This is a genomic window from Streptomyces sp. NPDC029526, assembly GCF_040637405.1.
Lineage (GTDB): Bacteria > Actinomycetota > Actinomycetes > Streptomycetales > Streptomycetaceae > Streptomyces.
The window spans coordinates 140,274-164,168 of the sequence record NZ_JBEZWE010000012.1 but is presented as its reverse complement, the minus strand read 5'-3'; the positions used below and the strand labels follow the sequence as shown (position 1 = coordinate 164,168).

At 73.7% G+C, this 23,895-nt stretch carries 18 protein-coding genes and 1 rRNA gene; 11 read left to right on the top strand and 8 right to left on the bottom strand.

Annotation, left to right across the window (positions count from 1 at the left end; all coding sequences use genetic code 11):
* Positions 1 to 92, top strand: a 5S ribosomal RNA gene (rrf, locus tag AB0F01_RS23470); the annotation flags it as partial.
* Positions 93 to 205: 113 nt separating this feature from the next.
* Here the strand turns inward: rrf and AB0F01_RS23465 are convergent.
* Genes AB0F01_RS23465 through AB0F01_RS23445 form a run of 5 tightly spaced genes read right to left on the bottom strand, consistent with a single transcriptional unit; the run spans position 206 to position 5,744 of the window.
* Entirely contained in the window at positions 206 to 1,516 is a 1,311-nt protein-coding gene (locus tag AB0F01_RS23465; RefSeq protein WP_362099020.1) for a DUF58 domain-containing protein, read from the bottom strand.
* On the bottom strand, positions 1,516 to 2,505 hold the full coding sequence (locus AB0F01_RS23460; RefSeq protein WP_362099041.1) for a MoxR family ATPase: 990 nt from the start codon (positions 2,503 to 2,505) through the stop codon (positions 1,516 to 1,518). Before AB0F01_RS23460 ends, AB0F01_RS23465 begins: the two co-directional genes overlap by 1 nt.
* Positions 2,505 to 3,704 carry a DUF4350 domain-containing protein gene (locus AB0F01_RS23455; RefSeq protein ID WP_362099017.1) on the bottom strand — a complete coding sequence of 400 codons (1,200 nt, stop codon included), beginning with the start codon at positions 3,702 to 3,704 and terminating at the stop codon, positions 2,505 to 2,507. The genes AB0F01_RS23460 and AB0F01_RS23455 overlap by 1 nt, the downstream gene beginning before the upstream one ends.
* Positions 3,701 to 4,456 carry a DUF4129 domain-containing protein gene (locus AB0F01_RS23450; protein ID WP_362099014.1) on the bottom strand — a complete coding sequence of 252 codons (756 nt, stop codon included), beginning with the start codon at positions 4,454 to 4,456 and terminating at the stop codon, positions 3,701 to 3,703. The genes AB0F01_RS23455 and AB0F01_RS23450 overlap by 4 nt, the downstream gene beginning before the upstream one ends.
* Positions 4,457 to 4,460: 4 nt before the next feature.
* Positions 4,461 to 5,744 carry a hypothetical protein gene (locus AB0F01_RS23445; protein WP_362099011.1) on the bottom strand — a complete coding sequence of 428 codons (1,284 nt, stop codon included), beginning with the start codon at positions 5,742 to 5,744 and terminating at the stop codon, positions 4,461 to 4,463.
* 140 nt (positions 5,745 to 5,884) lie between these two features.
* Between AB0F01_RS23445 and mtnA the strand changes: the two genes are divergently transcribed.
* The 7 genes from mtnA (at position 5,885) to AB0F01_RS23410 (ending at position 14,868) form a co-directional block, all read left to right on the top strand.
* Complete coding sequence (gene mtnA, locus AB0F01_RS23440; RefSeq protein ID WP_362099009.1) at positions 5,885 to 7,033, top strand: S-methyl-5-thioribose-1-phosphate isomerase; 1,149 nt, start codon at positions 5,885 to 5,887, stop codon at positions 7,031 to 7,033.
* A gap of 4 nt (positions 7,034 to 7,037) precedes the next feature.
* Entirely contained in the window at positions 7,038 to 7,727 is a 690-nt protein-coding gene (gene mtrA, locus AB0F01_RS23435; RefSeq protein ID WP_009188938.1) for a two-component system response regulator MtrA, read from the top strand.
* Between the two features lies 1 nt (position 7,728).
* Positions 7,729 to 9,981 (top strand): MtrAB system histidine kinase MtrB, encoded by a 2,253-nt coding sequence (gene mtrB, locus AB0F01_RS23430; RefSeq protein ID WP_362099006.1) that lies wholly within the window; start codon positions 7,729 to 7,731, stop codon positions 9,979 to 9,981.
* A gap of 85 nt (positions 9,982 to 10,066) precedes the next feature.
* Positions 10,067 to 11,809, top strand: coding sequence for an LpqB family beta-propeller domain-containing protein (locus AB0F01_RS23425; RefSeq protein WP_362099038.1), 1,743 nt, complete (start codon positions 10,067 to 10,069; stop codon positions 11,807 to 11,809).
* 90 nt (positions 11,810 to 11,899) lie between these two features.
* Entirely contained in the window at positions 11,900 to 12,913 is a 1,014-nt protein-coding gene (locus AB0F01_RS23420; RefSeq protein ID WP_362099004.1) for a ComF family protein, read from the top strand.
* A gap of 311 nt (positions 12,914 to 13,224) precedes the next feature.
* On the top strand, positions 13,225 to 13,917 hold the full coding sequence (gene raiA, locus AB0F01_RS23415) for a ribosome-associated translation inhibitor RaiA (protein WP_362099001.1): 693 nt from the start codon (positions 13,225 to 13,227) through the stop codon (positions 13,915 to 13,917).
* A 204-nt stretch (positions 13,918 to 14,121) separates the two neighbouring features.
* Entirely contained in the window at positions 14,122 to 14,868 is a 747-nt protein-coding gene (locus AB0F01_RS23410; RefSeq protein ID WP_362098999.1) for a response regulator transcription factor, read from the top strand.
* Between the two features lie 335 nt (positions 14,869 to 15,203).
* Here the strand turns inward: AB0F01_RS23410 and AB0F01_RS23405 are convergent, their stop codons facing one another.
* On the bottom strand, positions 15,204 to 16,394 hold the full coding sequence (locus AB0F01_RS23405) for a crosslink repair DNA glycosylase YcaQ family protein (protein ID WP_362098996.1): 1,191 nt from the start codon (positions 16,392 to 16,394) through the stop codon (positions 15,204 to 15,206).
* A 67-nt stretch (positions 16,395 to 16,461) separates the two neighbouring features.
* Positions 16,462 to 17,031, bottom strand: coding sequence for a GNAT family N-acetyltransferase (locus AB0F01_RS23400; RefSeq protein ID WP_362098994.1), 570 nt, complete (start codon positions 17,029 to 17,031; stop codon positions 16,462 to 16,464).
* A gap of 280 nt (positions 17,032 to 17,311) precedes the next feature.
* Here AB0F01_RS23400 and secA point away from each other — a divergent pair, with 280 nt between their 5' ends.
* Entirely contained in the window at positions 17,312 to 20,146 is a 2,835-nt protein-coding gene (gene secA, locus AB0F01_RS23395) for a preprotein translocase subunit SecA (RefSeq protein WP_362098991.1), read from the top strand.
* An 814-nt stretch (positions 20,147 to 20,960) separates the two neighbouring features.
* Here secA and AB0F01_RS23390 read toward each other — a convergent pair.
* The gene (locus tag AB0F01_RS23390) at positions 20,961 to 21,788 is read right to left on the bottom strand and encodes an Rv3235 family protein (RefSeq protein WP_362098989.1); all 828 of its coding nucleotides are present in this window, start codon (positions 21,786 to 21,788) and stop codon (positions 20,961 to 20,963) included.
* 388 nt (positions 21,789 to 22,176) lie between these two features.
* Here AB0F01_RS23390 and AB0F01_RS23385 point away from each other — a divergent pair, with 388 nt between their 5' ends.
* Together AB0F01_RS23385 and AB0F01_RS23380 are read left to right on the top strand one after the other, a co-directional pair.
* Positions 22,177 to 22,710, top strand: coding sequence for a hypothetical protein (locus AB0F01_RS23385; protein WP_362098987.1), 534 nt, complete (start codon positions 22,177 to 22,179; stop codon positions 22,708 to 22,710).
* Positions 22,711 to 22,987: 277 nt separating this feature from the next.
* Entirely contained in the window at positions 22,988 to 23,659 is a 672-nt protein-coding gene (locus AB0F01_RS23380; protein ID WP_362098984.1) for an HAD hydrolase-like protein, read from the top strand.
* Positions 23,660 to 23,895: the final 236 nt, after the last annotated feature.

Here is a 23,895-nt window from a genome sequence, read left to right as displayed (position 1 = left end):
CGCCCGGTTACATTCCGAACCCGGAAGCTAAGCCTTACAGCGCCGATGGTACTGCAGGGGGGACCCTGTGGGAGAGTAGGACGCCGCCGAACAATCATTGCGATAAGCCCCCGTGCCTTTCGGCACGGGGGCTTATTGCGTTGTCGGGGGTGTGCCTGAAAGCCCCCGTGCATGTCACGCGGGCCCTCGCAGGTATGGACCGGAGTTACAGACGCCCCGCCGCCTTCAAGGCCAGGTAGGCGTCCGCCAGTGCCGGTGCCAGGGTCTCCGGGGTCGCGTCGACGACGGTGACGCCGTGCCGGCGGAGTTGCTCGGCGGTGCGCTCGCGTTCGGCGTGGGACTGGGCGGCGGCGGCCGCCTCGTACACCGCGTCCGTCGAACCGCGGGCCTCGGCCATCCGCGCGATGTGGGGATCGGCGACCGACGCCAGCAGAACCGTGTGGCGCTGGGTGAGTCGAGGCAGGACGGGAAGGAGCCCCTCCTCGATGGGAGCCGGGTCCAGCGTCGTCAGGAGCACGATCAGGGAACGGCGCGGTGTCGTGCGCAGTGCCGTGGCCGCCAGGCCCCGGGCGTCCGTCTCGACGAGCTCCGGTTCCAGCGTGGCCATCGCGTTGACCAGGGACGGGAGGACATCGCCGGCGGAGCGGCCCTGGACGAGGGCACGGGTACGACGATCGTGGGCGAGGAGCGCGACCCGGTCGCCGGCCCGGGAGGCGATCGCGGCCAGGAGGAGCGCCGCGTCCATGGAGGCGTCCAGCCGGGGCACGTCGCCCACGCGGCCCGCGGACGTGCGGCCGGTGTCGAGCACCAGCAGGATGTGACGGTCCCGTTCAGGACGCCAGGTGCGGACCGCGACGGCCGACTGGCGGGCCGTGGCGCGCCAGTCGATGGAGCGGGTGTCGTCACCGGGGACGTACTCGCGCAGGCTGTCGAACTCCGTGCCCTCACCCCGCGTCAGCACGCTGGTGCGGCCGTCGAGTTCGCGCAGCCGGGCCAGTTTGGACGGCAGGTGCTTGCGGCTGGCGAACGGCGGCAGGACCCGTACCGTCCAGGGGGCCCGGTGGGTTCCCTGGCGGGCGAAGAGGCCGAGCGGGCCGTAGGAGCGGATGGTGACGCGGTCGGCCGCGCGGTCGCCCCGACGGGTGGGTCGCAGACGCGTGGTGACGCGGCGCCGTTCGCCCGCGGGGACGACCAGGCGGTGCCGTGAGGCGGCGGTCTCGGTGCCGGGCCGCCAGCTGCTCGGCGGCCAGGCGTCACGGACCCGTGCGCGCAGGGGCCGCCCGGACGGGTTGGTGATCGTCAGGGTGACGTCGGCGGTGTCGCCCAGGCGTACCGAGGTGTCCCCGGAACGTGTCAGTCCGAGGCGGCGCACGGGTGCGGCCAGGGCGTAGTCGCAGGCGCACGCCACCGCGAGGGGGGCGTTGACCGCGAGGAGGCCGGTCCAGCCGGGTTCCAGGAAGCCGACCGGGAGGGAACCGAGGGCCGCCAGGAGGGCGGTGCGTCCGGTGAGCGCCATCAGCGGGGGACGGGGACGTGGGCCAGGATGGCATTGATGACCGAGTCGGCCGTGACGCCCTCCATCTCGGCCTCGGGGCGGAGCTGCACGCGGTGGCGGAGGGTGGGCAGGGCGAGGGCCTTGACGTCGTCCGGGGTGACGTAGTCGCGGCCGGTCAGCCAGGCCCAGGCGCGGGCGGTGGCCAGCAGGGCCGTGGAGCCGCGCGGGGAGACGCCGAGGGTGAGGGACGGCGACTCGCGGGTGGCCCGGCAGATGTCCACCACGTAGGCGGTGATCTCCGGCGAGACGGTGGTGCGGGCGACCGCGGCGCGGGCCGCCTCCAGGTCGGCCGCGTTCGCCACGGGACGGACGCCGGCGGCCTTCAGGTCGCGGGGGTCGAAGCCCTGCGAGTGGCGGGTGAGGACGTCGATCTCGTCCTGCCGGGACGGCAGGGGGATCGTCAGCTTGAGGAGGAAGCGGTCGAGCTGGGCCTCCGGCAGGGGGTAGGTGCCCTCGTACTCGACGGGGTTCTGGGTGGCGGCCACCAGGAAGGGGTCGGGGAGGGTGCGGGGGGTGCCGTCGACGGTGACCTGGCGCTCCTCCATCGCCTCCAGCAGCGAGGACTGGGTCTTCGGCGGGGTGCGGTTGATCTCGTCCGCGAGGAGGAGGTGGGTGAAGACCGGGCCGGGCTGGAAGGAGAACTCGGCGGTGCGGGCGTCGTAGACCAGGGATCCGGTGACGTCGCTGGGCATGAGGTCGGGGGTGAACTGCACGCGCTTGGTGTCGAGTTCCAGGGTCGCGGCGAGCGCGCGCACCAGGAGGGTCTTGGCGACGCCGGGGACGCCTTCGAGGAGGACGTGGCCGCGGCACAGGAGGGCGACGACGAGGCCGGTCACGGCGGGGTCCTGGCCGACCACGGCCTTGGCGATCTCGGCGCGCAGGGCCTCCAGGGCGGCCCGGGCGGCGGCCGGGTCCCCGGTGTGCGCGGCGTTGTCAGTGGTCGGGTCCATCATGGACGGCGTACCTCTCTTTCGAGGGCGTCGAGTTGGTCGGCGAGCTGGATGAGTGCTGCGTCGTCGGCGGGCGGCGGGCCGAACAGGAGAGCGTGCAGGGACTGCCCGTCGTCGCCGCGGAAGCGGGTGGACAGGGCGGGGAGTAGGGCCTCGGGCGCGTGCGCCTGGGAGACGGGGACGCCGACGAGGGGGGCGAGGCGGGTGCGGACGGTGGAGCGCAGAGCGGTCGCCGCGCGGTCGCGGGCGTCGGCCCGGCGGTAGAGGCGGGCGCGGCCTTCGACGGTTTCGGAGGCGCGGATCGCGACGGGGAGTTTCTCGGGGACCAGCGGGCCCAGTCGGCGTGCCCGCCACAGGGCGGCCAGTGCTGCCGCGACGAAGAGTTGCAGGGTGCCCCAGAGCCATCCGGAGGGGACCAGGTCGAAGAAGCCGCGCTGGTCGTCCTCGGAGGCGGCGGAGGCGTCGGCGAGCGTGGGGAGGTACCAGACGAGATGAGGGCGGGAGCCGAGGAGCTGGAGGGCGAGCGAGGCGTTGCCCTGCTCGGCGAGCCGGTCGTTGAGGAGGATGTCCGGGGAGCCGAGGAGGACGGTGTCGCCGTCGCCGGTGCTGTCCGGGATGCGGAGCAGGGTGGCCAGGCGTTCGCTGGGGTAGCACTCGTCGGCGTCGGGGTGGACCGTGGTGTAGCGCAGGCCGCCGAGGTCGGCGCTGCCCGCGCGGCGTGCGGCGGGGAGGGCGCAGTCGGGGGAGAGCGTGGAGGCGAGGCTGGTGGCCGGGGCGGCGGTGACCCCGGGCGCGAGGCGTTCCACGGAGGCGCTGCCGGAGGCGACCAGGACGGTCCGGCCGCCGGAGTCGGCGGTGGCGGTGTGCAGGCGGGACTGCTGGCCGGGGGTCATCAGGTCGGGGACGGCGACCAGGAGGGTGGTGTCGGGTCCTGCCGCGGCGGTGGCCTCGTCCAGCGTGGTGACCACGCGGGTGTCCACGCCGCGGTCGGCGAGGAGTTCGGCGACGGCCCGGCTGCCGTGGGGGTCGGCGGAGCGCGGGTCGAGTTCGCCGTGGCGGGTGTCGGCGCGGACCACGGCGATCGCGACGGCGGCCGCGAGCAGCAGCACCAGGGCGAGGGCGATGCCGCGCGAGCGGGTCCACATCTGACGGGCGGTGGGCGAGGCCGAGGTGGACGGGAGTGTGGCCTCGGTCGTCATCCGGCTGCTCCCCCGGTGGTGTCGTGCTGCGTGCCGTGCGCGCCGGCCGTGGTGCCGGCGAGCCTGGGCTTGCTGCGTTCCAGGTCGTCGTCGAGGCCGGCGATGCTCCGGTACGCCGTCTCGGTCGCGGTCCGGCCGCCGTACGTGACGTCGTCGAAGCCGCGGGCGGCGGCGCGCAGGCGGTCGGTGTGCGCGGGCAGGGCGCGGGCGGCTTCCGCGGCGGCCTCGTCCGCGGTGCGGCCGGGCCTGGGGTCGAGCAGGGCGCGTTCCTCCAGGGAGCGCACGATGGCCCGCATGCGTTCCTGGACGGCCCTGTTCCAGTGGCCCTGGGCGGCGTGCGCCTCGGCGGCGGCGCGGTGTTCGGCGGCGCTGCGGGGGCGGTCGTCGAAGAGGGCGGGTGCGGAGGCCGGTTCCCGCCGCGGGGTGCCCAGCCGCCACCAGAGGGCGCCCACCACGGCGATCACGGCGGCGATGACGACGACGAGGCCCAGGGTGCCGCCGGGGGTGGCGGCGGACGCGGTGTCGAAGAGTTCGCCGACCCAGTCCCAGAAGGCGTTGAGGAGTTTGTGGAACCAGCTGGGCTCGTTCTCGTGGTACATGCGCTTGGACAGCTCGCGCTCGGCCGCATCCCGCGCGGGGTCGCGCGGGATGGTGACGGGCGGCTCCTCGGCGCCCAGGACGGTGCGTGCCGCGCTGCCGGCGGCCGTCGGCAGCGCCTGGACCGATGTGAGAACTCCCCCCGCGGTGATCACCCCGTCAGCCCCCCGGGGTGGCGTCGGGGCCCTGCCCGGGGAGACCGGCGGCGCGGGCGAGTTCGAGGTCGAGCGCCTCGCGGCGGATGCGCTGGTCGACGTAGAGCAGCACGGTGACGCCGGCCGTGATCGGGAAGGTGATCGTGGAGCCGATGACCGAGCCGATGCCGGTGATGACGAGGAACGTCCAGCCGAAGCCGCCGCTGCCTTCGAGGAAGCCGTTGACGCCGCCCTCGCCGAAGGCGGAGGCGACCGCGGTGAAGGGGATGACGATGATCGACGCCACGATGCTCGCGATGATCATCGCGAGCAGCTGGATGCCGAACACGCGCCACCAGGCGCCGCGGACCAGCTTCGCGGAGCGGGTCAGGGCTTTGAGGACGCCCTGCTTCTCGAGCATCAGCACGGCCGAGGCCAGCGAGAAGCGGACCATGAGCCAGACGGCGACGACCGCGGCGGCGAGGAGGCCGAGGACGGTCAGGGCGACGGCGCCTCCGCCGCCGCCCGCGAGGCTCACCAGCAGGCTGGGCAGCGCGCCGACGGTCACGACCGCCGCGGTGATCAGCATGAGCAGCAGCATCAGGCCCAGCAGCTTCACGACCTGCGGGCGGGCGTCCCGCCATGCCTCGCCGATGGTGACCGGTCTGCCGAGCACCGCGCGGCTGGTGACGGTCGTGAGCAGGGCGGTGGCGGCGACGGTGCCGAGGAGCGTCACGACGAAGAGCACGCCGGAGGTGAGCAGGGCGTCGCCCAGGGCGCTGGTCAGTTCGTCGAGGGTGGCGCTCTCGTCCTCCAGGACCGCGACGCTGGACTCGTCCAGGACGAAGCCCTGGAGCAGGACGGCGACGACCTCGGTGAGGACGGCGACGGTCAGCGAGATGCCGAGCACCGTGCGCCAGTAGGTGCGCATGGTGGAGACGGCGCCGTCCAGGATCTCGCCCACACCCAGCGGGCGGAGCGGGATGATCCCGGGCTTCGCCGCGGGCGGGGGCCCGCCCCAGCCGCCGGGACCGTAACCGCCGGGGCCGGGGCCGCCGGGCGGGGTGCCGCCCCAGCCCGGTCCCTGCGGGGGCGGGGGAGCCTGGCCGGGGCCCGGGGCGCCCGACGGGCCGATGGGCGTGGACCACTGGCTCGGGGGCGGCTGCTCCTTGGACCACTTCACGCCGGGTTCCCCCGGGGCCCGTTCCGGCTCCCCGGGGCGTGGCGCCGGGCCGGCCGGGCCGGGCGCGGACGGCTCCTGTCCGTCGGGTGTGGATCCGGGCGAGGCCCAGCCCGGAGTGTCGTTCATCCTCGCTCCTTCACGGTGCGCGTCCGCGGGCGCGGCGGCAGTGTGGCAGCCATCGTGCCATGGGGTGGTTGTGCCGGGTCCGGGCGAGGTCGGACCAGCACACCTTCAATTGTGCGCGCCGCAGGGGGCAGACTGGCGACATGGCTGATCAGTACGCGCACAGCGCAGACCCCCGGCGGCCGACCGGTATCCCCGCGATCCGCTGGGACGAGCCGCCCGAAGGGCCCGTCCTGGTCCTGCTCGACCAGACGAGGCTGCCCGCCGAGGAGGTGGAGTTCGTCTGCACGGACGCGCCCGCCCTGGTGGAGGCGATCCGCTCGCTCGCGGTGCGCGGGGCGCCCCTGCTGGGCATCGCGGGCGCCTACGGCGTCGCGCTCGCCGCCGTGCGGGGCTACGACGTGGACGACGCGGCGGAGGCGCTGGAGAGCGCCCGGCCCACCGCGGTGAACCTCGCGGTCGGTGTGCGCCGGGCGCGGGAGGCGTACCGGGCGGCGCTGACCCGTACCGGCGATGCGCGGCAGGCGGCCGGGGCGGCGCTGGCCGCGGCACGGCAGCTGCACCGGGAGGACGCCGAGGCGAGCGCCCGGATGGCCGAGCACGGGCTGGCGCTGCTGGACGAGATGATGTCCGGCGGCGGGCACCGGATCCTCACGCACTGCAACACCGGTTCGCTGGTGTCGGGCGGGGAGGGGACGGCGTTCGCGGTGGCCCTCGCGGCGCACCGGGCGGGACGTCTGAGGCGCCTGTGGGTGGACGAAACGCGTCCGTTGCTGCAAGGTGCTCGCCTGACGGCGTACGAGGCGGCCCGCAGCGGCATGGCGTACACCCTGCTCACCGACAACGCGGCGGGATCGCTGTTCGCGGCGGGCGAGGTGGACGCGGTGCTGATCGGGGCGGACCGCATCGCGGCCGACGGTTCGGTGGCGAACAAGGTGGGGAGCTATCCGCTCGCGGTGCTCGCGCGGTACCACCATGTGCCGTTCATCGTGGTGGCGCCCGTGACGACGGTCGACCCGGAGACCCCGGACGGGGCGTCCATCGAGGTCGAGCAGCGTTCCGGCCACGAGGTGACCGAGGTCACGGCGCCGCAGGTGCCGGTGGCGGGGATGGAGGCGGGAGGCGGGATTCCGGTGGCCCCCCTGGGGACCCAGGCGTACAACCCGGCGTTCGACGTGACACCACCGGAACTGGTGACGGCGATCGTCACCGAAGAGGGCGCGGTCTCGCCCGTGACCACCGAGGCCCTTGCCGAGCTGTGTGCCAGGTCACGCCAGGTAACGATGAGCTAATGGGATGATGTCGTTTATGAAGGGACGAGTCCTTGTCGTCGACGACGACACCGCACTGGCCGAGATGCTCGGCATCGTGCTGCGTGGTGAGGGTTTTGAGCCGTCTTTCGTAGCCGACGGTGACAAGGCGCTGGCCGCTTTCCGCGAGGCCAAACCCGACCTGGTGCTGCTGGATCTGATGCTGCCCGGCCGGGACGGCATCGAGGTGTGCCGCCTGATCAGGGCGGAGTCCGGGGTGCCGATCGTGATGCTCACGGCCAAGAGCGACACGGTCGACGTCGTCGTGGGCCTGGAGTCGGGCGCCGACGACTACATCGTGAAGCCGTTCAAGCCGAAGGAGCTGGTCGCCCGCATCCGGGCGCGCCTGCGCCGGTCGGAGGAGCCGGCCCCGGAGCAGCTCGCCATCGGCGACCTGGTGATCGACGTGGCCGGTCACTCCGTGAAGCGGGACGGGCAGTCGATCGCCCTGACGCCCCTGGAGTTCGACCTGCTGGTCGCGCTGGCCCGCAAGCCCTGGCAGGTGTTCACCCGCGAGGTGCTGCTGGAGCAGGTCTGGGGCTACCGCCACGCGGCCGACACCCGGCTGGTGAACGTGCACGTCCAGCGGCTGCGCTCCAAGGTCGAGAAGGACCCGGAGAAGCCGGAGATCGTGGTGACCGTCCGTGGCGTCGGGTACAAGGCAGGACCGAGCTGACATGTCCGGTGACAGCGCCGCTTCGGCGTCCGGCCGCTCCGGGGGCCGTCCGGGGCGGCCTGTCGGCCGGGACCGTACATCGGGCTCCCGCTGGGGCCGCCTGCTGGAGGGCGGGCTGCTCCGGGGCGGGGTCCAGGGCAGCCCGGTCATCCGGCTGTTCGTGCGCTGGGTGCGCCGGCCGCTGCTGCCCGTCATGCGGCTGTGGCGCCGCAACATCCAGCTGAAGGTCGTCGCCACCACGCTGCTGATGTCGATGGGCGTGGTGCTGCTGCTGGGCTTCGTGGTGATCGGCCAGGTGCGCAACGGCCTGCTCGACGCCAAGGTGAAGGCCTCGCAGAGCCAGGCCACCGGCGGCTTCGCCGTGGCCAAGCAGAAGTCCGACGAGGCGGCCAGCGTCATCGACGACGCCGGAGCGGTCGACGGGACGCGTTCCTCGACCAGCGTCATCCAGTGGATGAGCGATCTCGTCGAATCCCTCTCCAGCGGCGGCCAGGGCGCCTTCGACGTCGTCACGCTGCCCGCCGGCACCGAGAGCGGCAGCGGGCGCGGTCCGCGCGCCTCCGGGCACGTCGACCCGGCGCAGAGCGTCCCGGTGGCCCTGCGGGAGCGGCTCGACGGCAGTACCGCCGCGTCCCAGAGCTACACCCGGATCGTCTACTTCAACGGTGAGCCGTCCCAGCCCGGACTGGTCATCGGCAAGCAGGTCAACGACCCCAACGGCGACCCGTACCAGCTGTACTACCTCTTCCCGCTGACGCAGGAGGAGAAGTCGCTGAGCCTGGTCAAGACCACCCTGGCGACCGCCGGGCTGTTCGTCGTCGTGCTGCTCGGCGCCATCGCCTGGCTGGTGGTGCGGCAGGTGGTCACCCCGGTGCGGATGGCGGCCGGGATCGCCGAACGGCTCTCCGCGGGGCGCCTGCAGGAACGCATGAAGGTCACCGGCGAGGACGACATCGCCCGGCTCGGCGAGGCGTTCAACAAGATGGCCCAGAACCTCCAGCTGAAGATCAACCAGCTGGAGGACCTCTCGCGCATGCAGCGCCGGTTCGTCTCCGACGTGTCGCACGAGCTGCGGACGCCGCTCACCACGGTGCGGATGGCCGCCGACGTCATCCACGAGGCCCGGGAGGACTTCGACCCCGTGACCGCGCGGTCGGCCGAGCTGCTCGCCGACCAGCTGGACCGCTTCGAGTCGCTGCTCGCGGACCTCCTGGAGATCAGCCGCTTCGACGCGGGCGCGGCGGCGCTGGAGGCGGAGCCGATCGACCTGCGCGACGTCGTCCGCAGCGTGGTCGGCGGGGCCGAGCCGCTCGCCGAGCGCAAGGGCACCCGCATCCGGGTCCTCGGCGACCAGCAGCCCGTCGTCGCCGAGGCCGACGCGCGGCGGGTGGAACGCGTCCTGCGCAACCTCGTCGTCAACGCCGTGGAGCACGGCGAGGGCAAGGACGTCGTGGTGCGGCTGGCGGCCGCCGGCGGCGCGGTCGCGGTGGCCGTGCGCGACTACGGCGTCGGGCTCAAGCCCGGGGAGGCCACGCGCGTCTTCAGCCGTTTCTGGCGGGCCGACCCGGCACGCGCCCGCACCACCGGGGGCACGGGCCTGGGACTCTCCATCGCCCTGGAGGACGCCCGGCTGCACGGCGGCTGGCTCCAGGCGTGGGGCGAGCCCGGCGGCGGATCGCAGTTCCGGCTGACGCTGCCCCGGACGGCCGACGAGCCGCTGCGGGGATCCCCCATCGCCCTGGAACCCAAGGACTCGCGGCGCAACCGGGGCCTGGACGACGCCGGCCTGCCCCGCGGCGGCGACGGTGAGAAGCGGGCCACGGTGCCCGTGCACCCGCCCGGCACCACCGGGCAGACCCACGCCTCCCGGGACCCGCTGGTGCCGCGGACGTCCGCCGAGCCGCCCACCGCCGACCCGACGGCGCTGCCCGGCAACGGCGCGCGCGTGGTGGCCCGGCCCGCCGCGGCCCCCCGCCGCACGGCGGAGGCACCGGACACCCTGTCGGCCCCCTCGCCCGGACCGCGCCGCGGTGCCGCCGGGGGATCCGGCCCGGACCCGGACCCCCGCCCGGACCCGGGCCCGCGGGGAGCCGGAGACGGCGCCCGCGACGGCGACGGGGACATCCGGAACGGCGACGGCGACGGGGACATCCGAGACGGCGACGGCGACGGGACCAGCGCGCCCCGGGGCGCGACCAAGGGCACGACCAGGGACAGGACCGGGGACGAGGAGGCTTCGCGTGGGCGGCGGTGAGCGCGTGCGGCGCGGGCGGTGGACGCGGCGGCGGGCGGTGGTGTTCACCGCCGGCGGCGCCGTCCTGCTGGCCGGATGCGCGTCGATGCCGGACAGCGGCGACCTGCGGGGTGTGGAGTCCACGCCCCGCCGGGACGCCCAGGTCCGGGTGTTCGCCATGCCGCCGAGCGACGACGCGACGCCGACCCAGCTGGTGCAGGGCTTCCTCGAGGCCCTCACCAGTGACGACCCCCAGTACAAGACCGCCCGGATGTACCTGACACCCCGGGCGGCGAAGACCTGGCAGCCGGAACGGTCCACCACCGTGCTGGCCGATGGACCCAACGCCACCGTCCGCACCCCGGTCCGGGACACCGAGGACGAGGTCGCCTTCACCCTGACCGGCCGCGAGGTCGCCACCGTGGACGCGCAGCAGGCGTTCAACCCGTCCTCGGGGCAGTACACCAAGCTGCTGCGCCTCATACGTGACCCCGAGACCCGGCAGTGGAGGATCGACGCGGTGCCGCAGGGCGTCGTCATGGGGCAGTCGGACTTCGAGCGCAACTACATGTCCGTCAACAAGTACTACTTCGCCTCCAACACCGGCGGCGCGTCCCGCGACGAGCCGCCGATGGCGGTCGCCGACCCCGTCTACGTGCGAAGCCACGTGGACCCCACGACGCAGATGGTGCGCTCGCTCCTGACCGGCCCCACGACCTGGCTCGACCCGGTGGTGCGCTCCGGCTTCCCCACCGGCACGGCGCTCGCCAAGGGGGCCGGACCGCTGACCCCGGACGACCGCGGCCGTCTGGTCGTGCCGCTGAACGGCAGGGCCGCCCAGGTCGGCACCAGCCGCTGCGAGGAGATGGCGGCCCAGCTGCTGTTCACGGTGCGCAGCACCACTCCCGCGGTGGACGAGGTCGAGCTGCGCTCCGGGGGCCGGGAACTCTGCTCCCTGGCGCAGGAGAGCGCCGAGGCCGTCGCCACCCGCGGCTCCCTGCACAGCCCCGAGTACCTGTACTTCCTCGACGAGGAACAGCGAGCGGTGCGGATAGCCGCCGGCGCCGACGCCACCGAACCCGAGCCGGTGCCCGGAGCCCTGGGCGAGGGGGAGAACCAGCTGCGCTCGGTGGGCGTGGCCTGGGACGAGCACACCGCCGCCGGGGTCACCCTCGACGGCAAGGCACTGTACGTGGGGTCGCTGGTGTCGGGCGGGTCCCTCGGCGAGCCGGTGCTGCGCAGTGCCGGCAAGGGGGAGACCGACCGGCTGACGGCGCCCAGCTGGGACGCCCGCGGCGGCCTGTGGATCGCGGACCGCGACCCCGAGGCGCCCCGGCTGCTGCTCCTGGAGGAGGGCGCCGGGGAGCCGATGGAGGTGCGCACGCCGGGGCTGGACGGCCGGATCAGGGCGGTCCGGGTCGCCGCCGACGGGGTGCGGATCGCCCTCGTCGTCGAGAAGGGCGACCGGCGGTCCCTGCTGATCGGGCGGATCGAGCGCAGCAGGCCCGACGGCAGAACGGCGGAACGCTCCCCGGTCACCGTGCTGGAACTGCGTTCCGCGGCCCCCGAACTGGAGCAGGTCACCGCCATGTCGTGGACCGGGGACAGCCGGCTGGTCGTGGTCGGCCGCGAGCAGGGCGGCGTGGAGCAGATGCGCTACGTGGAGGTCGACGGCTCCACGCCCGATGTGCCGCAGCCCGCGGCGCTGACCGGCGTCAAGGCGGTCACCGCCTCCCCGGACGACCGGGTGCCGCTGGTGGCGTACTCGGTGGACGGCATCGTCCGGCTCCCGTCGGCGGGCCAGTGGCAGAAGATCACCAAGGGGACCGCGCCGGTCTATCCCGGGTGAGCGATTCCGGCCGGTCGTGACCCGCCCGGTTTTCCACAGGCGCCGTCCACAGGGCTGGCCGGGGGCGGTGGGCCGGGGCACAGTGGCCTCATGCGCGCCTGGTGGCAGGACCTCACCGACCTGGTGCTCCCGCCCGAGTGCGGCGGGTGCGCCAGACCGCGCACGGTGCTGTGCCCGCGGTGCCGTGCGGTGCTGGAGCGGACCGGGCCGCGCCGGGTGCGTCCCCGGTCCGAGCCGCCCGGCCTGCCGGAGGTGCACGCGGCTGCCCGGTACGGCGACGAGGTGCGGGCGGCGCTGCTGGCGCACAAGGAACGCGGCGCCCTGGCCCTGGCGGCACCGCTGGGCGAGGCACTGGCGGGCGCGGTGCGGGCGGCGCTGACCGCGTCCGGGGAGCCGGCCGGCGGGGACGGCGGGGGCGGTGTGCTGCTCGTGCCGGTGCCGTCCGCGCGGCGGGCGGTGCGGGCCCGCGGACACGACCCCGCCCGGCGGATCGCGCTGGCCGCCGCGGGTGACCTGCGGCGGGCGGGGGTACCCGCCCAGGTACTTCCCGCGCTGCGGCAACGGCGGTCGGTGGCCGACCAGTCGGAGCTCGGCCCCCGGGAGCGGCTGGCCAACGTGGCCGGCGCGTTCGGGGTCGTTCCCGGCGCGGGGCGGCTGCTCGGCGAAGGGCGGGTGGTGATCGTCGACGACCTGATGACCACGGGGGCCTCCCTGGCGGAGGCCGCGCGTGCGGTGCGCGTGGCGATGCGGACCGCGGCCGAGCGGCGGACGGCGGTGACCGGGAGGTCCCCATCGGCCCGGTCCGGCCGTCCCGGTGGGGACCACCGGCGGGCCGGTCGGCCGGATACCGCGGCCGGTGCGGGGTACGGATCGAGCAATCCGGCGCCCGCGCTCGTGTACACGGGTGAGACAGGGGAAGGGAGAGGGCAACGGCGGATCGCACCGGAACGAGGGAGAGCGGGACGGCGGACGAGACGTCCGGCGCACACGGCGGGAACGGCGGGCGAAGGCCGCGCCGACGCGAACACGGGGATCGGAACGGACGGAGTGGTGGCGGCGGTGGTCGCGGCATCACCGGCTTCCTTCGAAATAAACCGGAACTGACAAGAATCTTGCGTCGTTGCAGGTAACGAGAGGCCGAATTCACCTGAACGGAGGTACGACGCGGTAGAGGGTGACGACATCCGTCCGGGCGAGATATGTTCGGTTGTGAGGGAAAGCCGCAGGCCACACCTGACGAATCCGAATGCCGAGGCGTGGGTTTTCCGTTATCACCCACGCCGGTGGAGTGGAGATCTCGCCCGCGGGGGAGGAGGTGGAAGTCACCGAGTCCGAGGTTCCGGGTGTTACCGGAACCGGGTGCAAAAGGGAGACGCTCCGCACCGAGGCGGAGTGATCCGGGAACGGAGTTCTGCGTGGACATCGTCGTCAAGGGCCGCAAGACAGAGGTGCCCGAGCGGTTCCGGAAGCACGTGGCCGAGAAGCTGAAGCTGGACAAGATCCAGAAGCTCGACGGCAAGGTGATCAGCCTGGACGTCGAGGTGTCCAAGGAGCCCAACCCCCGACAGGCCGACCGCTGCGACCGGGTGGAGATCACCCTGCGCACCCGCGGTCCGGTGATCCGGGCGGAAGCCGCGGCGAGCGACCCCTACGCGGCGCTCGACCTGGCGGCGGAGAAGCTGGACGCCCGGCTGCGCAAGCAGCACGACAAGCGCTTCTCGCGACGTGGCGCACGCAGGATCTCGGCCGCCGAGGTCCCCGACCACGTCCCGGGCGTGGCGACGCTCAACGGCACCGGTGCGCAGGTCTCCGACGAGGAGACCGAGGCCGTCCCGACCAAGAAGATCGGCTCGCTGGAGGTGCAGGGGGACGGTCCCCTCGTCGTCCGCGAGAAGACGCACGTCGCCGCCCCCATGACGCTCGACCAGGCCCTCTACGAGATGGAACTGGTGGGGCACGACTTCTATCTCTTCGTCGACTCCGAGACCAAGGAACCCAGCGTCGTCTACCGGCGGCACGCCTACGACTACGGCGTGATCCACCTGCAGACCGACACGATGGTCACACAGTCCCACTCCCCCGAGGCGGGCGGGACGCTCGGCGGCTGACCGCCGGGTGACAGCAGGGCCGGTGCCCCTGGTGCGCGTGTGCGCCCCCAGGGGCACCGGTGTGCGCCCCCCGGGGGCGCCGCGCGCTGTCACCCCTGTGGCGTCCGGCATGGAATCATGGCGGCAGCGGCCCAACCGGTGGGTCGTTGCCTTGGGTTGGCGATGGCTCAGAACCACAGGCCACAGCCTTCAGGGGGAGGAACGATGGCGGACAGCTTTGGACCGATGCGGGACGCGGGGGCCGACGACGGCACGGTCGGCACGGGCCCGGCCGCGGGCTCATCCCGCACGGAACCGATCAGAGTCCTGGTGGTGGACGACCACGCGCTGTTCCGCCGTGGCCTGGAGATCGTCCTCGCCGCCGAGGAGGACATCCAGGTCGTGGGGGAGGCGGGGGACGGTGCCGAAGCCGTCGAGAAGGCCGCCGACCTGTTGCCCGACATCATCCTGATGGACGTGCGGATGCCCAAGCGGGGCGGGATCGAGGCGTGCACCTCCATCAAGGAGGTCGCCCCGAGCGCCAAGATCATCATGCTGACGATCAGCGACGAGGAAGCCGACCTCTACGACGCGATCAAGGCGGGCGCGACCGGCTACCTGCTCAAGGAGATCTCCACCGACGAGGTGGCCACCGCCATCCGCGCGGTCGCCGACGGGCAGTCCCAGATCAGTCCGTCGATGGCGTCCAAACTCCTCACCGAGTTCAAGTCGATGATCCAGCGCACCGACGAACGCCGGCTCGTCCCCGCCCCCCGCCTGACGGACCGTGAGCTGGAAGTCCTCAAACTCGTCGCCACCGGAATGAACAACCGGGACATCGCCAAGGAACTGTTCATCTCCGAGAACACCGTGAAGAACCACGTCCGCAACATCCTGGAGAAGCTGCAACTGCACTCCAGGATGGAGGCCGTGGTCTACGCGATGCGGGAGAAGATCCTCGAGATCCGCTGATCCGCTGGTCCGCTGGTCAGGCCGGCTCGTTGGTACCTGAGATCCGAGGCCCGGCGGCAGCGGCGCGCAGTCCGGCCCCTCGGGGGCTGACTCGTCCGCCGCCATCGCCACCGCGTACCGCTAACCGCTAACCGCTAACCGCTACCGCCGGCGCTGCCGCCTGCCGCGACCACCGATTCCGCCGCGCGCCGCCGCGTCCGTCGGCGTTGCCCCGTCCGGTGCCACGGCCCCGCACCGATTCCGCCGTGCGCCGCCGGGACCGTCTGCGCCGCCGCGTCCGCATGGTCCGCCTGCGTCGTCCCGTCCGGCGCCGCCGTGACCGCCCAGGCCGTGGATCAGCCGAGGGTGCGGGCGAGTTCCGCGGTCAGCGGGCCCCGCAGTTCCTCCGGGTCCAGGCGCTCGACGCGGACGTCCGTGCAGCCCACCCAGCCGGCCGCCTCCACCAGCGCCCGTGCGAGCGCCGGGACCGCGCCGGGGCCGTCCACCGAGACCTGCCGGGCGACCAGCGTGCGGCCCTCGCGTGCCGGGTCCACCCGGCCCACCAGCCGGCCGCCGGCCAGCAGCGGCATCGCGAAGTAGCCGTGCACCCGCTTCGGCCTCGGGACGTACGCCTCCAGCCGGTGGGTGAAGCCGAAGATCCGCTCTGTGCGCGCCCGTTCCCACACCAGGGAGTCGAACGGCGACAGCAGCGTCGTGCGGTGCCGCCCGCGCGGCGGGGCCGCCAGCGCCTCCGGATCCGCCCAGGCCGGCTTGGCCCAGCCCTCGACGGTCACCGGCACCAGACCCGAGTCGGCGATCACCGCGTCCACCTGCTCGCCCTTGAGGCGGTGGTAGTCGGCGATGTCCGCGCGCGTGCCCACCCCCAGGGCGCGGCCCGCCAGGCCCACCAGACGGCGCAGGCACTCGGTGTCGTCCAGTGCGTCGTGCAGCAGCGCGTCGGGCACGGCGCGCTCGGCCAGGTCGTAGACCCGCTTCCAGCCGCGCCGCTCCACGCACACCACTTCCCCGTACATCAGGGCGCGTTCGACGGCGACCTTGGAGCCGGACCAGTCCCACCACTCGCTGGTGCGCTTGGCGCCGCCCAGTTCCGTCGCCGTGAGCGGACCCTGTGCGCGCAGTTGCCCGACGACCCGGTCGTAGGTGCCGTCGGGAAGGTCGTGGTGCCAGTGCGGGCGGTTGCGGTAGGCGCGGCGGCGGAAGGCGAAGTGCGGCCACTCCTCGATCGGCAGGATGCACGCGGCGTGCGACCAGTACTCGAAGGAGTGCGGCGGCTTCGGGCCGGTCCTCCAGTACGCCTCCTCGACCGCGGCGCGGCCCACGGGGCCCAGCCGGGCGTAGGCGATCAACTCGTGGGAGCGGGCGAGGACGGAGATCGTGTCGAGCTGCACCGCGCCCAGCCGGCGGAGCACCCCGCGCACCCCCGAGCGCCGGTCGGGCGCGCCGAGGTAGCCCTGGGCCCGCAGGGCGATGCGGCGGGCCTCGTCAGCCGACAGTTCCGTGGTGGGACGCGGGAGGGTCGTCGTCATACGTCCGCACGATAGACCGCGGCACTGACAGCCGAGAGGAGCATCATCGCCCGCCCCCGCACGGGCCTCACCCGGGGGCCGGGAGGTACGGCGCGGACGACGGCAGGCCCAGGTCGGAGGGGAGCAGCGATCCGACCCAGCAGTCCCGCAGCACACCCTTGTTGTTCAGCGCCGAGCGCAGCGTTCCCTCCACCACGAAACCCGCGCGCTCGGCCACCGCCCGCGAGGGCCGGTTGCCCACCTCGGCACGCCACTCCACGCGGTCGACGGACAGCCGCGTGAACGCCCAGCGGCAGACCGCGAGGGCGGCCTCGGTGATGTGGCCCCGGCCCCGGTGTTCCTTGGTCCCCCAGAAGCCGATCTCGCCGACGCCCAGGGACCGCATCGTGATGCTGAGCATGCCCGTCAGCTCCCCGGGCGGCAGGAAGACGCCGAAGGTGAACATCGATCCGTTCGCCCAGCCCTCCGGGGCCATCTGCTCCGTGAAGCCCCGCGCGTGCTCGGGCAGGTAGGGCGAGGGGATCGTGGTCCAGCGCTGGATCTCGGGGTCCTGGCAGGCCGCGTACACGGCGTCGGTGTCCTCGGGGCCCACGGTGCGCAGGACGAGACGGTCGGTGGTGAGGGTGACGGGGTCCATCGGCCGATTCTGCGCGCGGGGTCCGCACGGCGCCATCGGCTGCGCCGTGCGTGAGAGGGTGATCACCCTTCGCACAAATTCGCCGGGGTGATGCGGCACCATCGACGGGGCCCGTCCGTTGTCCCCTGTGGAGCAGCCGTGCAACAGATGTGAAGCAGCCGACGGTCACCGCCCCGGCAGGCCTCCCGGCGTGGTGGGGTCCTCGCATACGATGGCCGTTGCCCCGTCAGTGGAACGAAACCGACCGTCCCAGGCCCGACCGGCAAGGAGACCAACCCCCGTGTCCGTCCTCTCGAAGATCATGCGTGCAGGCGAAGGCAAGATCCTGCGCAAGCTGCACCGCATCGCGGACCAGGTCAACTCCATCGAAGAGGACTTCGTCGACCTCTCCGACGCCGAGCTGCGGGCCCTCACCGACGAGTACAAGCAGCGGTACGCCGACGGTGAGAGCCTGGACGACCTGCTCCCCGAGGCCTTCGCCACCGTGCGCGAGGCCGCCAAGCGCGTCCTCGGCCAGCGCCACTACGACGTGCAGATCATGGGTGGCGCCGCCCTGCACATGGGCTACGTCGCCGAGATGAAGACCGGTGAGGGCAAGACCCTCGTCGGTACCCTGCCCGCGTATCTCAACGCGCTGGCCGGCAAGGGCGTCCACATCATCACGGTGAACGACTACCTGGCCGAGCGCGACTCCGAGATGATGGGCCGCGTCCACAAGTTCCTGGGCCTCGACGTCGGCTGCATCCTCGCCAACATGACGCCGGCCCAGCGCCGCGAGCAGTACGGCTGCGACATCACCTACGGCACCAACAACGAGTTCGGCTTCGACTACCTCCGCGACAACATGGCGTGGTCCAAGGACGAACTCGTCCAGCGCGGCCACAACTTCGCCATCGTCGACGAGGTGGACTCGATCCTCATCGACGAGGCCCGTACGCCGCTGATCATCTCCGGTCCGGCCGACCAGGCCACCAAGTGGTACGGCGACTTCGCCAAGCTGGTGAGGCGCCTCAAGCGGGGCGAGCCCGGCAACCCGCTCAAGGGCATCGAGGAGACCGGCGACTACGAGGTCGACGAGAAGAAGCGCACGGTCGCCATCCACGAGTCCGGCGTCGCCAAGGTCGAGGACTGGCTGGGCATCGACAACCTCTACGAGTCGGTGAACACCCCGCTGGTGGGCTACCTGAACAACGCGATCAAGGCCAAGGAGCTCTTCAAGCGCGACAAGGACTACGTCATCATCGACGACGAGGTCATGATCGTCGACGAGCACACCGGACGTATCCTCGCCGGCCGCCGCTACAACGAGGGCATGCACCAGGCCATCGAGGCCAAGGAAGGCGTGCCGATCAAGGACGAGAACCAGACGCTCGCCACGATCACGCTGCAGAACTTCTTCCGCCTCTACAAGCGCCGGGACCACGACGGCAAGGAGGTCCCGGGCCTGTCCGGGATGACCGGTACGGCGATGACCGAGGCCGCCGAGTTCCACCAGATCTACAAGCTCGGCGTGGTGCCCATCCCGACCAACCGGCCGATGGTCCGCAAGGACCAGTCGGACCTGATCTACCGCACCGAGGTCGCCAAGTTCGAGGCGGTCGTCGACGACATCGAGGAGAAGCACCGCAAGGGGCAGCCGATCCTCGTCGGCACCACCTCGGTGGAGAAGTCCGAGTACCTCTCCCAGCAGCTCAGCAAGCGCGGCATCCAGCACGAGGTGCTCAACGCCAAGCACCACGAGCGGGAGGCGTCGATCGTCGCCCAGGCCGGCCGCAAGGGCAGTGTCACGGTCGCCACGAACATGGCCGGCCGCGGTACGGACATCAAGCTGGGCGGCAACCCCGAGGACCTCGCCGAGGCGGAGCTGCGCCAGCGCGGCCTCGACCCGGAGCAGCACATCGAGGAGTGGGCGCAGGCCCTCCCCGAGGCGCTGGAGCGGGCCGAGCAGGCGGTCAAGGCGGAGAAGGAGGAGGTCGAGCGGATCGGCGGCCTCTACGTCCTCGGCACCGAGCGCCACGAGTCGCGGCGCATCGACAACCAGCTGCGCGGTCGTTCCGGCCGTCAGGGCGACCCGGGCGAGTCCCGCTTCTACCTGTCGCTGGGCGACGACCTGATGCGGCTGTTCAAGGCCCAGATGGTCGAGCGCGTGATGTCCATGGCGAACGTGCCGGACGACGTGCCGATCGAGAACAAGATGGTCACGCGGGCCATCGCCTCCGCCCAGTCGCAGGTCGAGACGCAGAACTTCGAGACCCGCAAGAACGTCCTGAAGTACGACGAGGTCCTCAACCGCCAGCGCGAGGTCATCTACGGCGAGCGGCGCCGCGTCCTGGAGGGCGAGGACCTGCAGGAGCAGATCCACCACTTCATGGACGACACCATCGACGCCTACGTCCAGGCGGAGACCGCCGAGGGCTTCCCCGAGGACTGGGACCTGGACCGGCTGTGGGGCGCCTTCAAGCAGCTCTACCCGGTGAAGGTCACCGTCGAGGAGCTGGAGGAGGAGGCCGGCGACCGGGCCGGGCTGACCGCCGAGTTCATCGCCGACTCCGTCAAGGAGGACATCCGGCGCCAGTACGAGGAGCGCGAGGCCCAGCTCGGCTCCGAGATCATGCGTGAGCTGGAGCGCCGGGTCGTGCTGTCGGTCCTGGACCGCAAGTGGCGCGAGCACCTCTACGAGATGGACTACCTCCAGGAGGGCATCGGCCTGCGGGCCATGGCGCAGAAGGACCCGCTGGTCGAGTACCAGCGCGAGGGCTTCGACATGTTCCAGGCCATGATGGACGGCATCAAGGAGGAGTCCGTCGGCTACCTGTTCAACCTGGAGGTCCAGGTCGAGCAGCAGGTCGAGGAGGTCCCGGTCGAGGACGCCCCGCAGGCCGCCCAGGACGCCGTGCCGGCGCAGGCCGGGGCCTCCCGCCCCGAGATCCGCGCCAAGGGCCTCGACGCCCCGCAGCGGCGCAACCTGCACTTCTCGGCGCCCACCGTGGACGGCGAGGGCGGCACCGTCGAGGGCGAGTTCGCCGAGGACGAGCCGGTGCGCTCCGCGGCCGACGGCCTCACCCGCGCCGAGCGCCGCAAGCAGGCCCGGGGCGGACGCCGCCGCAAGAAGTGACCACCGGCGCCCGCCTCGTCGGCGGGCGGCGGTGAGACCGGCCGAGGGCCGGGTGTCCCAGGAGATCCTGGGGCGCCCGGCCCTCCGGCGTTCGGGGCGTCGACCATGCGGGGCGTCGACCATGCGGGGCGTCGACCATGCGGGGGTGTCGACCATGCGGGGGTGCCGACGGGAGTCCGGTGCGGCCGGGGCGCCGAGGTGGCCGGCGCCGGAGGGCTCCCTGACACGGCGTGGGGTGGTCCGATACGGGATACGGGCGGCTGCCGCTGGGTGGGTGCCGGCAAGCGGTTGGCGCGGGGGCGGTTCTCGACCGTCGGTTGTCGCGAGTCGGTTGTTGCGCGTCGGTGGTCGCGGGTCGGCGGGCGCCGGTCGGCGGCCGGGCCGGGTGCGGAGGCCGGAGGCTCCTGGTTCCGGCCGCCCCGCCCGGTGGCACCCGGCGCCCGCCCGGCGTCCGCCCGGTGCCTGCCCCGCGCCCGGTGCCCGCCTGGCGTCCGCCCCGCGCCTGATGGCACCCGGCGCCTGATGGCACCCGGTGGCGCCCGGTGGCGCTCGCCCGGCGCCTGATGGCACCCGGCCTCCGCCTGGCGTCCGCCCGGTGCCTACCCCGCGCCCGGGCGCCCGCCTGGCGCCCCGCCCCGCGCCCGATGGCACCCGGTGGCGCTCGCCCGGCGCCCGGTGGCGCTCGTCCGGCCGCGCCCGGCCGCGCTCAGGGGCCGTCGCGGCTGGAGCGGCGGGGGCGGGGGCGCCGGACCCGGAGGCGCGGGGGCGCCGGACCCGGAGGCGCGGGGGCGCCGGGCCCGGAGGCGCGGGGGAGTCAGGCGTCCTCGGGGGCGGAGCGACGGCCGCGGGGACCGTCGAGCTCCACGGCGGTGCAGCGCCAGCGGAGGTCCCGGCCCCGTTCCAGACGGAAGGCCATGGCGCGCAGCCGGTCGCCGGCGCCGATCCGAGCGAACACCTCCAGGGCGCCCTCCCAGGTCACGAAGTAGCCGATGTCCCGCACCACCGGGCGGTGCCCGAGGGCGAGGAGCGGGCCGTCCTCGGCGAGGCGGGCCACGTCGTCGTAGGCGCGCCCGGCGGTGTGGCGCAGCATCGCGTGGACGGGGCGCTGCCCGCTGAGGACGGCGAGCAGCAGTTCGGCGAACCGGTCGGTGGGGCGGGGCTGCGGGACGGCGGCCGGCGGCCTGCGCGGGATCTGGGCAGGCACCCTCGGCAGGGCGGCGGGCGCGGCCGGGGCCACCGTCCCCGCGCCCCCGGCGCCGTGCCCGCCGCCCACGGGTGCGCCGGACCCGGCAGCACCCATGCCCCGCCCCGGCCCGGGAACGGGCCCGGAGACCGGCGCTCCGGCGAGGACGCGGGCGGCCCGTACGGAGGCGGCCCGGGCGTCCGACGCCCGGGGGAGTGCGGGAGCCCGGGTGGGGCGCGGGACGGGGGCCGTGGCGCCGGGGCGGGCGGTCGCGGCGGTGGCGGGCCTGTTGTCCGCGGGCCGGGTGCTCGGGGCGGTGGCGGACGGCCTCCCGCCGCCGGGGGACGTGGTGCGCGCGGGACCTCCGGCCGGGGTGCGGGGCGGAGTGGTGCCGTGCGGGCGGCGTGAGTCGCGGCGCTGGGGCGGACGGGAGCCGGCGCGCTGCTGCGTCCTGGTCATGACCTTGTTCACGGGACCCCGTTTCGACGGGCCCGGCAGCGCTCCGGCTCGGGGATCGGGGCGGTACCGGGCGGTAACTTCCTGGCTGGGGATCTTGTACGGGGCGCGGAGCTGCGACGGCAACACGAGGCGGGGCCGGTTCGGGCCCGTGCGGAATTCACTTATCCGGGTGACCGGACGGCGGCCGGGCCGGTGTCCGGGCGGGACTACCGGGTGAAGCGCGGGACGGAAGTGGACGCCCGGGGACGCCGGGGGAGGGACTCGATGGGGGACACGCGCACGTATCCTGAAGGCCCCGCCGGACGGCTTCGCCGGCCTGCCCCCCACTCCGTGCACCACCCCGTCCCGCCCGCTCCGGGAAACGCTTCGAGACAGGAAAACGGCCGACATGCGCGTCTACGTCCCACTGACCCTTCCCGGTCTCGCCGAGGCCCACGCGGCGGGTGAGCTGGGCGACGGTCCCGTGGTGGCCTACGCCGTCACCCCGGCCCTGCGCGAGTGGTACCTCTCCGACGACATCGAGGAGCTGGAGTACGCCGCGCTGAACCGCGCCGCGCACGCCTCCCTGCGGCTCCTGGCGGCCGACCCCGCCGCGCCGCGCCGCCGGGTCGTCGTCGCGGTGGACGTCCCCGACCGGTCGGCGTCCGTGGACCCGGGCCGGGGCCTCGACCCCGCCGCCCTCGGGGAGGTGCGGGTCGCCGGACCGGTGCCCCTGGCGAAGGCGGCGGCGGTGCACGTGGACGCGGAGGACGCCGAGACGGACGTGACGGCCGCCGCGGACGCCCTGCCCGCCGCCGACGCCGGGGACGACGACGCCCGGTTCACCGTGGACGGTGCCGAGGACCACGAGCTGCTCTGGTTCGCCACGCAGGAGATCCCGGCCCTGGTGGACCGGGGAGACCGGGCGGACCGGCGGGACTGAGCGCGAGGGGCGCCGCCAGGCGCGGGGCCCCGTCCGGGAGGCCCGCGGCCCGTCTGCGGGTGCCCGCCGTCCGCCTGCGGACGGCCTGCCACCCGTGTGCGGCGGTCCCCGCCGGTCCGTATGTGGTCGTCCGGGGCCCGTATGTGGTTCTCCGCGGCCCGTATGTGGTCCTCCGCGGCCGGTATGGGGTCGTCCGCTGCCCGTGAGCGGGGCCCGGGGCCCCGGGGACGGCCGTCGCTCCGTGCCGGATGTCGGTGCGGCCGGGTATTTTTCCTGCATGGGGACGCAGACGCACAGGGACGCGCACATCGTCTGGGACTGGAACGGCACGCTGTTCCACGACGTCGACGCGGTGATCGGGGCGACCAACGCCGCCTTCGCGGAACTCGGCCTGGAACCGCTGACACTGGAGCGGTACCGGGAGCTGTACTGCGTGCCGGTGCCGAAGTTCTACGAACGGCTTCTGGGGCGGCTGCCGACCGAGGCCGAGTGGGAGCGGATGGACACGATCTTCCACCGGTACTACACGGAGCACCGGGTGGCGTGCGGTCTCGCCGAGGGGGTGGCGGAGCTGCTGGCGGGCTGGACGTCCGCGGGGCGCAGCCAGTCGATCCTCAGCATGTACGGGCACGAGGAGCTGGTGCCCCTGGTGCGCGGCTTCGGCATCGAGCCGCACTTCCTGCGCGTCGACGGGCGGACGGGGCCCTCCGGGGGCAGCAAGGCGGAGCACATGGTGCGGCACCTGGCTTCCCTGACGGACGTCGTCGCGGAGCGCACGGTGGTGATCGGGGACGCCGCCGACGACGCGCTGGCCGCCCGGCACGTGGGCGCGCAGGCCGTCCTCTACACCGGAGGCTCGCACAGCCGGGCCAGCCTGGAGTCCGTCGGCGTGCCGGTGGTCGACACGCTGGCGGAGGCGGTGGCCGAGGCGGAGCGCCTGGCCGCCTGACACCCCGGGGCCGCCATAGCGCGCCCGCGCCCGCCATGGCGCGGCGCCCCGCGCCCGCCCGCGATGCCCGATCCCCGCGTCCGGGCACACTGTGCGAAACGTCAAACTTCCACCCCCGGTTTTGTACACATACGGCTCATGACGGGCCCCCTGTGGAGAGCGATAGCCTGGGTGGCGTGATCAGCGCGATACGTCGCGGGGACATGGACGTCCCCGCTGTTCGCCCGGCGAGCACG

What these genes read in the sequence shown, in the direction of transcription:
- AB0F01_RS23465 (WP_362099020.1), bottom strand. Translation starts at nt 1,516, where the DNA reads ATGGCGCTCACCGGACGCACCGCCCTCCTGGCGGCCCTCGGTTCCCTC.
- AB0F01_RS23460 (WP_362099041.1), bottom strand. Translation starts at nt 2,505, where the DNA reads ATGGACCCGACCACTGACAACGCCGCGCACACCGGGGACCCGGCCGCC.
- AB0F01_RS23455 (WP_362099017.1), bottom strand. Translation starts at nt 3,704, where the DNA reads ATGACGACCGAGGCCACACTCCCGTCCACCTCGGCCTCGCCCACCGCC.
- AB0F01_RS23445 (WP_362099011.1), bottom strand. Translation starts at nt 5,744, where the DNA reads ATGAACGACACTCCGGGCTGGGCCTCGCCCGGATCCACACCCGACGGA.
- mtnA (WP_362099009.1), top strand. Translation starts at nt 5,885, where the DNA reads ATGGCTGATCAGTACGCGCACAGCGCAGACCCCCGGCGGCCGACCGGT.
- mtrA (WP_009188938.1), top strand. Translation starts at nt 7,038, where the DNA reads ATGATGTCGTTTATGAAGGGACGAGTCCTTGTCGTCGACGACGACACC.
- mtrB (WP_362099006.1), top strand. Translation starts at nt 7,729, where the DNA reads ATGTCCGGTGACAGCGCCGCTTCGGCGTCCGGCCGCTCCGGGGGCCGT.
- AB0F01_RS23425 (WP_362099038.1), top strand. Translation starts at nt 10,067, where the DNA reads ATGCCGGACAGCGGCGACCTGCGGGGTGTGGAGTCCACGCCCCGCCGG.
- AB0F01_RS23420 (WP_362099004.1), top strand. Translation starts at nt 11,900, where the DNA reads ATGCGCGCCTGGTGGCAGGACCTCACCGACCTGGTGCTCCCGCCCGAG.
- AB0F01_RS23410 (WP_362098999.1), top strand. Translation starts at nt 14,122, where the DNA reads ATGGCGGACAGCTTTGGACCGATGCGGGACGCGGGGGCCGACGACGGC.
- AB0F01_RS23405 (WP_362098996.1), bottom strand. Translation starts at nt 16,394, where the DNA reads ATGACGACGACCCTCCCGCGTCCCACCACGGAACTGTCGGCTGACGAG.
- AB0F01_RS23400 (WP_362098994.1), bottom strand. Translation starts at nt 17,031, where the DNA reads ATGGACCCCGTCACCCTCACCACCGACCGTCTCGTCCTGCGCACCGTG.
- AB0F01_RS23390 (WP_362098989.1), bottom strand. Translation starts at nt 21,788, where the DNA reads ATGACCAGGACGCAGCAGCGCGCCGGCTCCCGTCCGCCCCAGCGCCGC.
- AB0F01_RS23385 (WP_362098987.1), top strand. Translation starts at nt 22,177, where the DNA reads ATGCGCGTCTACGTCCCACTGACCCTTCCCGGTCTCGCCGAGGCCCAC.
- AB0F01_RS23380 (WP_362098984.1), top strand. Translation starts at nt 22,988, where the DNA reads ATGGGGACGCAGACGCACAGGGACGCGCACATCGTCTGGGACTGGAAC.